The organism is Alphaproteobacteria bacterium, assembly GCA_017302575.1.
Lineage (GTDB): Bacteria > Pseudomonadota > Alphaproteobacteria > Rickettsiales > UBA3002 > JAFLDD01.
On sequence record JAFLDD010000001.1, the window covers coordinates 538,892 to 552,499 of the forward strand.

13 protein-coding genes are annotated in these 13,608 nt (G+C 51.0%); 7 read left to right on the forward strand and 6 right to left on the reverse strand.

Annotation, left to right across the window (positions count from 1 at the left end; translation table 11 throughout):
• Positions 1-15 precede the first annotated feature (15 nt).
• The gene (locus J0M34_02750; protein ID MBN8543162.1) at positions 16-3,207 is read right to left on the reverse strand and encodes a UvrD-helicase domain-containing protein; all 3,192 of its coding nucleotides are present in this window, start codon (positions 3,205-3,207) and stop codon (positions 16-18) included.
• A 135-nt stretch (positions 3,208-3,342) separates the two neighbouring features.
• Here J0M34_02750 and J0M34_02755 point away from each other — a divergent pair, with 135 nt between their 5' ends.
• The 3 genes from J0M34_02755 to J0M34_02765 all read left to right on the forward strand — a co-directional run bounded on the left by J0M34_02755 (position 3,343) and on the right by J0M34_02765 (position 5,085).
• Entirely contained in the window at positions 3,343-3,783 is a 441-nt protein-coding gene (locus J0M34_02755; protein ID MBN8543163.1) for a DUF1465 family protein, read from the forward strand.
• A gap of 156 nt (positions 3,784-3,939) precedes the next feature.
• Positions 3,940-4,692, forward strand: a complete 753-nt coding sequence (locus J0M34_02760; GenBank protein ID MBN8543164.1) for a hypothetical protein — start codon at positions 3,940-3,942, stop codon at positions 4,690-4,692.
• 111 nt (positions 4,693-4,803) lie between these two features.
• On the forward strand, positions 4,804-5,085 hold the full coding sequence (locus J0M34_02765; protein MBN8543165.1) for a hypothetical protein: 282 nt from the start codon (positions 4,804-4,806) through the stop codon (positions 5,083-5,085).
• A 3-nt stretch (positions 5,086-5,088) separates the two neighbouring features.
• Here the strand turns inward: J0M34_02765 and phaR are convergent, their stop codons facing one another.
• The gene (gene phaR, locus J0M34_02770) at positions 5,089-5,592 is read right to left on the reverse strand and encodes a polyhydroxyalkanoate synthesis repressor PhaR (protein ID MBN8543166.1); all 504 of its coding nucleotides are present in this window, start codon (positions 5,590-5,592) and stop codon (positions 5,089-5,091) included.
• A gap of 190 nt (positions 5,593-5,782) precedes the next feature.
• On the opposite strand from phaR, the gene J0M34_02775 reads away from it, so the two are divergent.
• The 3 genes from J0M34_02775 to phbB all read left to right on the forward strand — a co-directional run bounded on the left by J0M34_02775 (position 5,783) and on the right by phbB (position 9,073).
• Entirely contained in the window at positions 5,783-7,075 is a 1,293-nt protein-coding gene (locus J0M34_02775) for an alpha/beta fold hydrolase (protein MBN8543167.1), read from the forward strand.
• A gap of 74 nt (positions 7,076-7,149) precedes the next feature.
• Entirely contained in the window at positions 7,150-8,337 is a 1,188-nt protein-coding gene (locus J0M34_02780) for an acetyl-CoA C-acetyltransferase (GenBank protein ID MBN8543168.1), read from the forward strand.
• A gap of 10 nt (positions 8,338-8,347) precedes the next feature.
• A complete protein-coding gene (phbB, locus tag J0M34_02785) occupies positions 8,348-9,073 on the forward strand; it encodes an acetoacetyl-CoA reductase (GenBank protein MBN8543169.1) in 726 nt (241 codons plus the stop codon).
• 3 nt (positions 9,074-9,076) lie between these two features.
• Here phbB and J0M34_02790 read toward each other — a convergent pair whose 3' ends face one another.
• Together J0M34_02790 and J0M34_02795 are read right to left on the reverse strand one after the other, a co-directional pair.
• Positions 9,077-9,256 carry a hypothetical protein gene (locus J0M34_02790; GenBank protein ID MBN8543170.1) on the reverse strand — a complete coding sequence of 60 codons (180 nt, stop codon included), beginning with the start codon at positions 9,254-9,256 and terminating at the stop codon, positions 9,077-9,079.
• A 191-nt stretch (positions 9,257-9,447) separates the two neighbouring features.
• The gene (locus J0M34_02795) at positions 9,448-11,025 is read right to left on the reverse strand and encodes a phosphoglycerate dehydrogenase (protein ID MBN8543171.1); all 1,578 of its coding nucleotides are present in this window, start codon (positions 11,023-11,025) and stop codon (positions 9,448-9,450) included.
• An 88-nt stretch (positions 11,026-11,113) separates the two neighbouring features.
• Between J0M34_02795 and J0M34_02800 the strand changes: the two genes are divergently transcribed.
• The gene (locus J0M34_02800) at positions 11,114-11,644 is read left to right on the forward strand and encodes a hypothetical protein (protein MBN8543172.1); all 531 of its coding nucleotides are present in this window, start codon (positions 11,114-11,116) and stop codon (positions 11,642-11,644) included.
• On the opposite strand, the gene J0M34_02805 is transcribed toward J0M34_02800, so the two are convergent.
• Together J0M34_02805 and J0M34_02810 are read right to left on the reverse strand one after the other, a co-directional pair.
• The gene (locus J0M34_02805; protein MBN8543173.1) at positions 11,641-12,804 is read right to left on the reverse strand and encodes a phosphoserine transaminase; all 1,164 of its coding nucleotides are present in this window, start codon (positions 12,802-12,804) and stop codon (positions 11,641-11,643) included. The two genes, J0M34_02800 and J0M34_02805, sit on opposite strands and share 4 nt — an antisense overlap.
• A 37-nt stretch (positions 12,805-12,841) precedes the next feature.
• Entirely contained in the window at positions 12,842-13,594 is a 753-nt protein-coding gene (locus J0M34_02810) for an alpha/beta hydrolase (GenBank protein ID MBN8543174.1), read from the reverse strand.
• Positions 13,595-13,608: the final 14 nt, after the last annotated feature.

Sequence of the window (13,608 nt, forward strand, 5' to 3'; positions counted from 1 at the left end):
CTTAAACCCCATGCGTCAAGACGCTAGGCGGAAACTATCCCAGTCCATTTTAGCGACAATTTCATCCAGCCAGTCTAGGCGGGGCGCGTGGGTCCACACCAAGGCACAACGAATGGTTTTATCGCTGTATTTATTGGCAAATAGGGTTTTGTAAGCCTTCATTTGCAGCAGGTAGTTCTGGCTTGTCTGCGCCACAGTTTGAGGGAGGTTGGCAGAGGTTTTATAATCCAGAATGATGATTTCGTCTTTGCGCATGACCAGTCGGTCAATTTGACCAGACATAGGGTAGCTAACCCCATCCATCTCAATCTGCCCTGAGACACCTACTTCGTTAAAGCCCTGCTCTTGCCATACCCATCCCATATCGGGGTGCTGAAGCAGTCGGTGTACATCTGAAACGATGGCTTGGCGCTGCGATGCTTGCCAGTCAGGTGCAATAAATTGCGCAAGCTGCGCCAAGGTTTCAGGTGTTGCGTGTTGTGGCGCAAGCTCTAACAAGCGGTGGATGATGACACCGCGTGTTCGTGCATCACCTTCGCTTTTATCATAGAGTGCAAGTTCACTATTGCCCAAACGCGAAGGTGAAAAATGCTGAGTTTTGTTTTCTTGCGGTGCGGCGTTATGCGCCCACACAGGCAGTGCTTCGCGCGCCACTGGCATCACTGCCACTTCCTCTACTGGCGCGGTCTGTGCTGAAATTGCACGATATGTTCCCTCATGCGATTCGACATTCGGTAGGGATTTTAGCGCATCGCGGCTAAGCGCGTACCAGCAGCGCGGATTAATGTCTTTTACACGCGGCGGCTTAGCGCCGGTGATGTAACATTCGTCTTCGGCGCGGGTGATCGCAACATAAAGCAGCCGTTCATATTCTTGCTGCATGGCGTCGCGACGTTTAGCTTTGAGTGCATCAAGGAAACCGGCATTTTTTGCTTCGTCGGTAATGGCAATGGTCGGCCCATCGAACCACATTTCTTTTCTAAGATCGGGGGCGCTGGTCGTGTCCGCCAATATCACGATAGGCGCTTCAAGACCTTTGGCACCATGCACGGTCATCACCCGCACCTCGTTATGGGCTTGGCCACCAACAGACTCACGCTTAATTTCGCGCCCTGCATGTTCTAGCTGATCGGCATACGCGAATAAATTCGTGACGTCCCGCTCACTAAGTGCAGCATGCTCAAGCAACTCATCCAATACCTCGTGGATTTCATTGCCAAAGCGACTCGCATAGGCACGTCGCAGCCCTTCTATCTCCAATAATTGGTAGATGAATTGATACGGCGTTACGCCTCGCAAGCCGCGCCAGCGCTGCAATGATTCATTCGATTTCACTTGCTGCCACAGGCTTGCCTCGCCGCGATTATGGGCAACGTCGAACAGCGCCTCTTCACTCATTCCAACGAGTGGTGAGCGCAGAATTTGTGCCAAGGCTACGTCGTCTTCGGGCGCATAGAGCCAACGTATTAAAGCTATCACATCACGCACAGCGAGGTGAGTTGAAAGCGCCAAGCGATCGATTCCTGCAACGGGAACATCCATGCGCTGCAATTCGCGTATCAATAGCGGCGTCATTGGTTTGCGGCGATGAACCAGAATCATAATATCGCCCGCTTGCACAGCGCGGCCACGCGCCTTTAACACACGCCCTTCGTCGAGCCATGCACGAATAGTACCCGCAATTTGCAATGCCAACATGCTCTCGGCACGCGATTCATCACGATACTCGGTGGGTAATTCGTAGGGCGTTGCGATTTCTTTCTCAGGTGGGTCAATGAGCGGCCAGCACTCGACAATCCCCGCCATACCTTGGCGATGCAGTGCATGCTCAGTGCCGCAGATAGCAGAAGCCACTTCAAGAATCGGCGCAGCAGAGCGGTAGGACTTACTCAGCGTGAAAGAGGAAATTGGTAAGGCTTTCGACCAATCGTCACGCATGGCCTCGAACATTTCGGGCGCGGCTCCTTGGAAGCTGTAGATGGATTGCTTCACGTCACCCACTACGAAGATGCTGCGAGTTTGACCCGAAGGTGCGTCGCTCGCCAATAATTCCTTGACCAGCGCTTCGCTAATACGCCATTGCGCTGGTGATGTATCTTGCGCTTCATCCAGCAGCAGGTGGTCGATGCGGTAATCGAGCTTCGTCATCACCCATGGTAATTCGTGGGCAAACAGCGTTTCGACATGTACAATCAAGTCCTCATAATCGAGCGCACTTCGCACTAATTTGGTGTTCGTATATATCTGATTAACAGCACGCGCCAACACGGCCATGTGATAGGTTTCTTCAGCAGTGGCGATAGTAGCGAGCGCTTGGGTGATCGCATAAACACGCTGTTGTTCACGCTCTAACTGCTCGCGCAACACTTCATGACCTGCGAATAATTTCTCAGGTAAAATCGTTTTGCGCGGCTGGTGTTCTTGCGTAAGCCATAACGAAAGATAGGTTGAATCTTGAGGGTTAGCGAGCCACTCGCGTGCTGAGGTCGCTGCTGTTTTCGTGTGCGCGCCCCCTGCTTCCCATATACCAATCGCGGCGCTGATAAGTGAGGTAACAACACCTTCTTGCAAGCGTTTGCGCCAAACATCGCGCTCATAACTGTCAAGCGGCTGGCGCGCTTCAATGGCGCGTTTCATCGCATCATCGGACGTCAAATCGGTAAGCGATTTCCATTCGTTGCGTTGGTAAATAAGCTGGGTAAGCCACTGGTTCAGCCTGCCCTCGGCGGCGATATCGGCAATGAAGCTGAGTGATTTGGCAATCACTGAATCATTTGTGATGTAGAGCTTGTAGATTGCTTGTTGTATCAACTCTGTTTGCTCACGATCATCGAGCAAGCTGGCATGTGGCGATATGCCTGCCTCAAGCGGGAAACCTGCCAGTAGACGTTGGCAAAAGCCGTGAATCGTGGTGATGGTCATGCCACCAAGCGGGCTATCAAGCACCGCACTTAACAGGCTTGCCGCGCGCGCCGTGTGCTGTGGTGATGGGCTCTCACCCATAATATCGTTGAGGGTTTTGGTAAGCGCCTCTCCTTGTGCTATCGCCAACGATTTAAGCAGCGCCACAATACGCTCACGCATTTCACTCGCGGCCGCTTTGGTATAGGTCAGGCACAAAATCGATTCTGGTCGCGCACCTTCCAGCAGCAAACGCACGACGCGACGCGCCAATACATAGGTTTTTCCAGAACCAGCATTAGCCATAATCCACGATGAACCTTTTGTATTTATGGAATATTCCGACATTACTGAATTTCCGTTCAATCGAATTAAGGGCTAGGCTTCTTAAAAGAAAATTAACGAAGTTGCGATATCCTGAAAGCTGAGTGGAGAAATAACATGCAGCCCAACACTCGGCAAGCAAAGCTAGACCAACAAGTACTCTTTCTACCCAGCGTGTTCAATGAAACCTTGAACCTGCTTTTTGACGCGCATCAATATTTTCAAGCGCGTGGGGCAGAAGAGCAATCCATTATTACACCAATGGACAGGCCGATTTACGCGGCGGAAATGTCGCGCATCACGATGCGTCTTACCAGCGTAATGGCGTGGATCATGGTGCGCAAGGCCGTATTTTCTGGCAAGATCGATGAAGAATTGGCGGGTGAAAAATATCGCCTCGATGCGGCGGAATTCTGCCTTACACCTAAGCCTTACGCGCTCGATAATCTGCCTTATTACATCAATTATCTATCCGATAAGTCGCGTGAACTCTATGCGCGCGTCTATCGCCTCGATGCGCTGGCTTACGGCGCTAAGCCTGGTTCAGTGATCCAGTAATCAAGCGTAGCGCCGTAGCTGCGCGAGCCGCGTAAGCGGCGGAGGGAGTCACGAGGGAACAAAGAGTTCCCTCGCAATCATAAACCAATCTTCACAAAACTGTCACACTGCTAGACGAGTAAGTTTGTTATTCTACACAATGTAAAGGTGTAGAAGATGCCTCAAGCACAAACCATAACCAAGACCATACCAGGACGTAGTGAAATTCGTCAGGACATTAATTGGGGCGCTGTAGTTAAAGGCGCGCTGATTATTGGTGCTGTGGTTGCCGTTGCGGTAGTGGGCTATGGTGCTGCAGCATGGGCATTGAACCCCGCAAATACTGGCGCATTTGCCGTTGAAGCAACCAAGCTTTTTGCTGGCGCTGGCGCGATTGTGACCCAACATATCATTCCCGCCATTCAGGGCGCTTTCAGCTTTGTTTGGACGTCATTAGGCAATCTATTTAGCTTGATTCCCGGCGTTGGTAATGCCGCAGAACTTGCTACAAGAGCGCCTGCTGCTGTTACAAATTGGGCGGGTATTGCGGTTGGTTCGGTTGGTGCATTCTTTGCTGGAAAAATGGCATTGCCGCACTTGATGGATGTCGGCAATCACCTGACTCAGCCCGTTCAACATAATATTCCTACTCAAACCGTCACCGAAACCATTCCGCAGGTTACCCATGGCCATGATGCCACGACAGCGCTTGCTAGCGCGAAGGCCAAGCACGAGTTGACCCGCCAAATGACCGATGTGCCCGATGAGCTCATGAGTCTCGATGAACGCCGCCAACAACGTAATTGGGCGGACCGCAGTGACATTCGCCGCGAGCGCCGCGATGTTGCACCGCGTCAAGCCAGCCAAGTGGCTGCTTTAGCTGACGAAAGAGCCAATGAATCGCTGCTTTCCGACCCTGTTCGTGGCTAAACTTTAAGCCATTTTTAAGGCTTCTGTCACACAATCTTCACAAAACTCCTGCCCCATTGTCATACGACTGTAACAATTCTCCTATATAAAGGAGGTGTAGGAGATACCAACATGAGCAACGATAATAACCCAATTTATGAATTAGCTAGAAATGCAGTCAAGCTAACTCCTATTGCCGAGACTGCGAGAATGATGGGCAACCTGGTTGGGCATGTTAATGGCAGAAGCATTGATATCACTGGTGCTGCCAACAGTTTTGTTGAAATTTATGCTCAAGCTGAGCAACGCGCGAACCAAGTAAAAGCTGCCAGCGTAGCAACGCTAGAAGCTCTCGAAGCCGCGCCAACAGTTATTCGCGATACTTTGAGTGCCGTCACCAAGATTGGCCGCTAACACTTACTTCTTCTTATTCGCTTCTTGCTGATTGAATGGCGTGAACATCGAAAACGCCTTGGTGAACATTTCCATATTCTGCTTACCAATTTCTTCAAGCTGATGTGCCGCGCTGGTGAAGGCTTCCATTGGGTTGCCTGATTTACCACCTAGCATATATTGGCGCATTTGCTCTTGATTCTTCAAGAACGCCTGCATGCTAGTTTCTAAATACGCAGGCAAGAAATCCTTGAGCGAGTTATCGTAAAACCCAATCAAGTTGCGCAGGAAGCTAACAGGCAACAAGTTGGTGCCACTGTTCGACTCTTCCTCGAAAATAATTTGCGTCAGGATCTGGCGAGTTAGATCGTCACCCGATTTTGCATCATATACGATGAACTCCGCGCCCTCTTTCACCATCTCGCCTAAGTCGTCGAGGGTGACATAGCTAGAAGTGTCCGTGTTGTACAAACGACGGTTTGCGTATTTTTTGATAACGATAGGTTCGACCTGTGCGGGTTTTTTCATATGTCCTGCCTTGTTTTTCGTGAGCGTCCCGTCTAGACTATTCAACCTAAAATGGCAACAAAAACAGACTATACCGCGCAAGCGCAGGCTTTTTTACGGCTTTGGCAAGATCAGATGCACCGGCAGATGACCGACCCAGATGCTATAAAAACCATGCTGGCGGCCATGCACCGCATGAGTGGAGGCACGAATGATACCCCCCGAAACCCTACCCATGCACCTGCTGATGGCGATGATGCAATCAGGCTTCTCGACGGGCGCCTCAAACGCGTGGAGCGGCAGCTCGAACGACTGGCTAAACAGTTGGATGAAATTCATGCCGCGACTCGAACATCCCGTCGAGACGCAAACAAAGGCCCTGCTAAGCGAGTGGCAAAACCTCGCAGAGCAAAACGCGCAACTGCTAAAAAGCCTGCTCGGAAAAAACGATAATTCATCCGCCTTTTTTGACCCACAGTTTTTGCAATCGCTTTCGGAACAAGCGGCCCAGCAAACGACAGGATTTCTGGAAGGCATCCAGTCCTATATGGGTGCAAGCTATGAGCGACCCGAGAAAAAGTACCGTGTGCTTTGGAAAAAGGGTTCAGCGCGCCTACTCGATTTAGCACCACAGGAAACGGATGGGGTGGCGATTTTATGCATCCCCTCGCTGATCAATAAATTCTATGTGCTCGATTTATATCCTGAGGCAAGCTTTGCTGAATATCTGGTATCGCAAGGTTATCGCCCACTGATATTGGATTGGTGCATACCAAGTGATGCGGAAATGGATTTCAGCTGTGCCGACTATATCAGCGCTTATGCGATTCCAGCCCTGCAAACCTTGCGCGAAAATCACGACGGGCCGATTGCGCTGCTGGGCTATTGCATGGGCGGTGTCTTTGCTGTGGCCATGGCACAGCTTGCCGCTTTCTTGGTGGATGCGTTACTACTACTTGCCACGCCATGGGATTTTTCGGCAGAGGATACACCACGTATTTTGCTCGAGCCTTCAGCACAAATGATGCTTCGCAATAGCATCGCGAGTATGAACCCTGTGCCAAATGTCATCGTGCAGACCATGTTTCACCTGATCAACCCATGGCATGTGCAGAAAAAATATAGCGCCTATCCCCTGCTCTCTGCGGAAGAGAAAAAGCATTTTCTTGCCGTCGAGCAATGGGTGAATGACGGCGTGCCACTTACCCAAAAAGTGGCGGAGGAATGTTTGGTCGATTGGCCACAAGGCAATATGCTCGCCAGCCACCAATGGAAAATTGGCCGAAAATGGATTGAGCCTGAATCTATCAAATGCCCTACCTTATGTGTGATTCCTGAGCACGACGCCATCGTACCCAAAAGGGTGGCGGAGCCACTCGCCAAGATGATCCGCAAGTCCGATGTGATGTACCCCAAAAGCGGGCATGTCAGCATGGTTGCGGGCAAGAACGCCAAAAAAGAATTATGGGAGCCGCTCGCCAAGTGGTTGGCCAAGCGCTTTTAGTGCAGCGCGGCATGGGGGCTGGACATTGCGCCTGCGCTCACCTATCACCTTAGCAACCCTAAACGGAGGACAATATGTCGAAAGAAAAAGAAATCGTAATCGTAGATGCAGTGCGTACCGCTATTGGTAACTTCAGTGGGTCGCTCGCACCACTTACCGCAGCGCAGCTTGGTGCAGAAGTCATCAAAAGTCTTATCGCACGCAACAAGCTTAATGGCGCGGATGTTTCCGAAGTGATTATGGGGCAAATTCTTACTGCAGCTACAGGCCAGAACCCTGCCCGCCAAGCTGCTATTCACGGCGGTGTTGCGCAAGAAGCAACGGCTTACACCATCAACCAAGTCTGTGGTTCAGGCCTGCGCGCAGTGGCAGAAGGCATGAAGTCGATTCTCAATGGTGATGCAACGATTGTGATTGCAGGTGGCCAAGAGTCGATGAGCGGTTCCGCACATGCCATGCAGCTTCGCAATGGCGTGAAGATGGGTGATGGTAAAATGCTCGATACCATGATTGTTGATGGCTTGTGGGATGCATTCAATAATTACCACATGGGCATTACGGCAGAGAATATTGCCCAGCAGTTCCAAATCACCCGCGACGATCAGGACAAGTTCGCGGCGGCTAGCCAACAGAAAGCCGCTAAAGCGCAAGCAGAAGGCAAATTCAAAGCTGAAATTATTCCAATTACCATCAAAGGTAAAAAAGGTGACACGGTCGTGGAGGCAGATGAATTCATTCGTGCCGACACAACAGCAGAGTCACTCGCCAAGTTACGCCCTGCATTCAAGCCAGACGGTTCCGTGACGGCAGGTAATGCTAGCGGCCTCAATGACGGTGCGGCTGCCGTAGTGCTGATGACACGCGCCGAAGCAGATAAGCGCGGCTTGAAACCTCTCGCGGTTATCAAATCATGGGCGACGGCGGGCGTTGACCCATCCATCATGGGCACGGGGCCGATTCCTGCGTCTAAGAAGGCTCTCGAAAAAGCGGGTTGGACGATCAAAGACCTCGACCTTATTGAAGCGAATGAAGCATTCGCGGCGCAAGCTATCAGCGTGAATCGCGGCATGGGTTGGGACGAAAGCAAGGTGAACGTCAATGGCGGTGCGATTGCTTTAGGTCACCCCATCGGCGCTTCGGGGGCGCGCGTTCTTACAACACTCTTGCACGAAATGAATCGTGGTAGTGCGAAAAAAGGCCTAGCCACCTTGTGTATTGGTGGCGGAATGGGCATTGCTATGTGCGTAGAAAAAGCTGCATAGGGAGAGTTTCATGAAAGGCAGAGTCGCACTCGTAACAGGTGGTACACGCGGTATTGGTAAAGCAATCGCGATTGACCTTAAAAAAGCTGGTTGCAAGGTTGCAGCTAGTTACCATGGCAATGAAGAAGCCGCACAAGCTTTCAAAAAGGAAACAGGCATTGCTGTGTTTCGTTTTGACGTTGGCAACTATGACGAGTGCCAAGCTGCCGTTCGCACCATCGAGGCGGATGTTGGGCCGATTGATATTCTCATCAATAACGCTGGCATCACGCGTGACGGCTTTTTGCATAAAATGAGCGAAGATAATTGGGACGCGGTGATTAACACCAACCTCAAATCACTTTTCAACATGTCACGCGCAGTGATCGAGGGGATGCGCGCTCGCTCCTACGGTCGTATCGTAACGATTGGCTCCATCAATGGTCAGCTTGGTCAATTCGGCCAGACCAACTATTCTGCTGCTAAAGCGGGGGTGATTGGTTTTACCAAGGCGCTGGCGCGTGAGTGCGCTGCTAAGGGCGTTACGGTGAATGCCGTAGCTCCTGGCTATATCGAAACCGACATGGTGAAGGCTGTTTCTGAAGATGTGGTCAAAAAGATTGTGGCGCAGATTCCAGTCGGTCGTCTGGGCCAACCTAAAGAAATCGCCCGCGCTGTATGTTTCCTAGTAGCGGATGAGGCAGGCTTCATTACGGGAGAGACCCTCTCCGTCAATGGCGGCCAGCACATGGAATAAAAGCTACTTCGCGGATTTTTTCTGGATGTCCGATTCGCGCTTGAGCTCGACGCGCACTTTGCGGCGATTCAAGGTGCTATACTCTTCTTCTTCCGACCAGACATGGCTGATCGTGCCCGAGGCAAGGGCAGCGTATTGAACAGGACGACGCGTGGTCGTTGATTTATTTACACTAATATACATGGTCACAACTCCTCTGTTGCACCCAAAGTACCAGCGAAGAGTTAAGGCTTACTTAACGGCATCGCGGTATTTTTTGGAGCAACCTGCCTCGTGATCCATATAGGCACAGCAAAAGGCTATTTGCCAGTTATCCACATGCAACTAGGTCACACTGGTGCTTGATTACAACAGGATGTTGTATTTTTGCAGCACTAAGCGAAATTGAGCAATTCTACTGCCTTCACGCTAGGTAATTTGGCGATTTTATCGAGGATTTTAGCCGAAACCTCATCATCCACCTCTAGCAGAGCCACGGCGTCGCTACCTTCTTTGTTGCGGCCAAGGTGGAAGTTAGCGATGTTGATTTTTGCTTCACCAAGCAAGTTGCCCAAACCACCGATAAGCCCCGGTTTGTCTTCGTTATTTACGTAGAGCATGCGGTTTCCGAGGGACGCTTCCAGCGCGACATCATTGACGGAAACAAGGCGTGGCTTATCACCAAACAAGGTGCCTGCAACTCTGAAGGTTCCTTTGTCTGAATGTACGGTAACGCGCATCAGGGTTTTGTAATGCGCCGTGCGCTCATGGCGAATTTCGGAAACGTCGATATTGCGCTCTTTGGCTACCACTGGAGCATTCACCATATTTACGCCTTCCATAAGCGGGCTGAGCAGGCCATTAAGCGCCGCCGCCGTAAGTGGCTTGGTATTCAGTTCGGTTACCTTGCCCTCAAATTCAATCGACACTTTGTTGAGGCCAGACTTGGTCATTTGACCAGCAAAGCCACCCAAACGTGCCGCCAGATCAAGGTATGGCTTGAGGCGCGCCGCGTCCTCTGCTGAGACGCTTGGCATATTGAGGGCGTTGGTTACCGTGCCAACGGTGAGGTATTCCGCCATTTGCTCCGCCACTTGAATGGCTACGTTTTCCTGAGCTTCATTGGTAGAAGCGCCAAGGTGTGGGGTGCAAACCACCTGCTCCATTCCGAAGAGTGGATTGTCTTTTGCTGGCTCTTCCTCGAATACATCAAGCGCGGCACCTGCAACGTGGCCGCTTTCAATGGCGGCTTTGAGGTCGGCTTCCACAATCAGTCCGCCGCGTGCGCAGTTGATGATACGAACACCCTTTTTGCACTTCGCCAGATTCTCTTTACCCAGCAAGTGGCGGGTTGAATCTGTCATTGGTGTGTGCAGTGAAATGAAATCGGCGCGCGCTAATAATGCGTCCAGCTCCACTTTCTCGACATTGATGGCCGCAGCACGCTCAACGGAAAGGAATGGGTCAAACGCCACCACTTTCATTTTGAGGCCCTGCGCACGGTCAGCCACGATGCTGCCAATGTTACCGCAACCAATGAGTCCAAGGGTTTTGCCCGCAAGCTCAACGCCCATATATTTATTCTTTTCCCATTTACTTGCATGGGTCGAAGCATTGGCCGATGGAATTTGGCGCGCCAACGACATCATCATCGCTAATGCGTGCTCGGCAGTGGTGACAGAGTTACCGAAGGGAGTGTTCATCACGATGATGCCGCGTGCGGTTGCCGCTTTCACATCCACGTTATCAACGCCGATACCAGCGCGGCCAACTACTTTCAGTTTATGCGCCGCGGCGAGCACGATCTCGTTCACCTTGGTGGCCGAACGAATGGCCAAACCATCATATTCGCCAATAATTTTGACGAGTTCTTCTTCCGAAAGGCCTGTCTTAAGGTCAACCGTAATGCCTTTATTCTTAAATACTTCAACGGCTTGTGGGCTTAATTTATCCGAAATAAGAACTTTAGGCATAATAACTCCGATTAACGTGCTTTTAATAGTTATAAATTAGATTGAGGCTGTATAACGTGTTTAGAAGGCAAACCGCAAGAGGGATATTATGAGTGATACAGGTAATGATGACGACAATGTAGTTCCTATCCATTTTGGAGAGGGTGCAGGTGACCCTACTCGTGGCATGACGCCGCAACAAGCTAGGGATGCGGCTCTTAGCCCGTACTCAGTCACCAGAATGATCGATGCTTGTGCTCGTGCTCACTATGATTTTGATAAAGAGCTGGCCTTAGGTCAATTTACTGCAGCTATTTTAAGGGCAGCAACTGGTGAAAGCGGCATAAATACGGTGTATAGTGCATTGCGCGAAGTGCACCCTAAAATCCCGAATGACGCACAAATGCATAAAGCTCTCTGCGGGTCTGTTATCGAATATGGATTGCTTATGATGAAAGAGGCAGGAGTGCTTGATAAAGAGGGCGACCTCATACATCCAGCAGATGCAACTATCATGGGTAAAGTTGTCGCTAATCTTAGCCAAGAAGCTGCTATTGAAAATATAGTCCGTTGCAGCCAGAGAAAAATCGTAAAATTCGATGGCAAGAGCCAGCCTACTCGCCATAAAGCAGAAGATTAAGCTGCTTTGGCTGCGGTTGCTTTCACTTCATTCCACGCCCATTCGAGCCAAGGTAGCAGTGCTTCGATGTCTTTGGTTTCGACCGTAGCGCCGCCCCAAATACGCAAGCCCGCAGGTGCATCGCGATACGCGCCGATGTCGTAAGCAACACCCTCTTTATCGAGCAGCGAGACGATATCTTTGGCGACTTTTTGTTGGGCGTCTTCGCTCAAGCCAACATACCATGGGTCAATAATCTTGAGGCAAATAGAGGTGCAGCTATTGATTTCCGGCTTGTTCGCCAAAAATGTAATCCACGGTGTAGCATCGACCCATGTATTGATTGCACAGAGATTCGACATCGAACGCTTGATAAGCTCTTTCAAACCACCGATGGATTCTGCCCAACGCAGACCGTCCAGCGCGTCTTCCACGGCGAGCATGGAAGGCGTGTTGATGGTTTCGCCCAAGAAGATACCCTCAATCAGCTCACCACCTTTGGTCATTTGGAAAATTTTTGGCAGTGGCCATGCAGGGTTATAGGTCTTGAGGCGCTCGACCGCACGTGGGCTTAGGGCGATCATGCCATGCGCACCCTCACCGCCTAGCACTTTCTGCCATGACCATGTCACCACATCGAGCTTCTTGAATGGCACGTCCATTGCGAATACGGCGCTGGTCGCATCACAAATAGCGAGGCCTTCGCGATTATCAGGAATCCAGTCCGCATTAGGTACGCGCACACCACTGGTCGTGCCGTTCCACGTAAAAATCACATCACGCGACCATTCAGCTTTGCTGAGGTCTGGCAACTCACCATATGGCGCATCGTAGAGTTTCAAATCAGTGAGCTTGAGTTGTTTTTTGCAATCCCCTGCCCATGTCTTGCCAAAAGATTCCCACGCAAATACATCCACGCCGCGCGCACCGAGCATCGACCACATCGCCATTTCAATCGCGCCCGTGTCGGAAGCAGGGACGATACCAAGGCGATAATCATCAGGGATACCGAGAATCTTTTTGCTGAGGTCAATCACCTCTTTCAATTTCGTTTTACCGATTTTGGCACGGTGCGAACGGCCAAGTGCGCCGCCTTTGAGAGCATCGAGTGTCCAACCAGGGCGCTTTGCGCATGGGCCAGAAGAGAAACAGGGATTATGTGGTTTTGCGGTGGGTTTCATATGGTTTCCTTTGTTGTGTTTGTGTAGCGAGCAGCACTCACGCTGTCAAACGGCGATACATTCTTAGCACCGCGTCCTTGAGTAATTCCATGTCCTGCGGGCGAGAGAGGCGATGGTCGCCATCTTTCACCAGTGTTACCTCTACCGCGCTGCTGGTGACTGTTTCGCTGATTTGCATGGAGAGCTGCCATGGCACGTCTTCGTCGTGTTGGCCGTGGAGTAGATGGATAGGGATATCGAGCGGAATGGGGTGGTCGAGCACGAGATGATTACGCCCTTCATCGAGCAGGTTTTTGGTTGTTGGAACGTCCTTGCCCCAATAAGGGCTGTGCCGCCAGATGACACCTTCTTCTTCGATTGTTTTACGTTCTTCGGGGGTCATTTTATCGGGGAATCGCTCCGTAAAATCGGGGGCGGCGGCTATACCGATTAATCCGCACACTTGAAGTTTACGTTCCAGCGCGGCGCGAAGCATAATCCACCCACCCATGCTGGAGCCGACTAATATCTGGTCGCCCGTGGCGATGTGATCAAGAATCTCTAGCGTATCACGCACGCCATGGCCGATGGTATAATCCAGAAAATCACCGCCTGTTACGCCATGCGCAAAAATATCGAACCGCGTGAACGGAATATTGTGCTCTTTGCAAAATGCGTGGAGTTCGACAGCTTTGCTGCCCTCCATATCCGAGCGAAACCCGTGAATAAATACGACACCCACCCCCTTACCTTCGTGGTGTTGGTAGGCAATGTCATAACCTGATTGGCTTTTATGGTGCTTGATTGTCATGCCCATCGGCATAG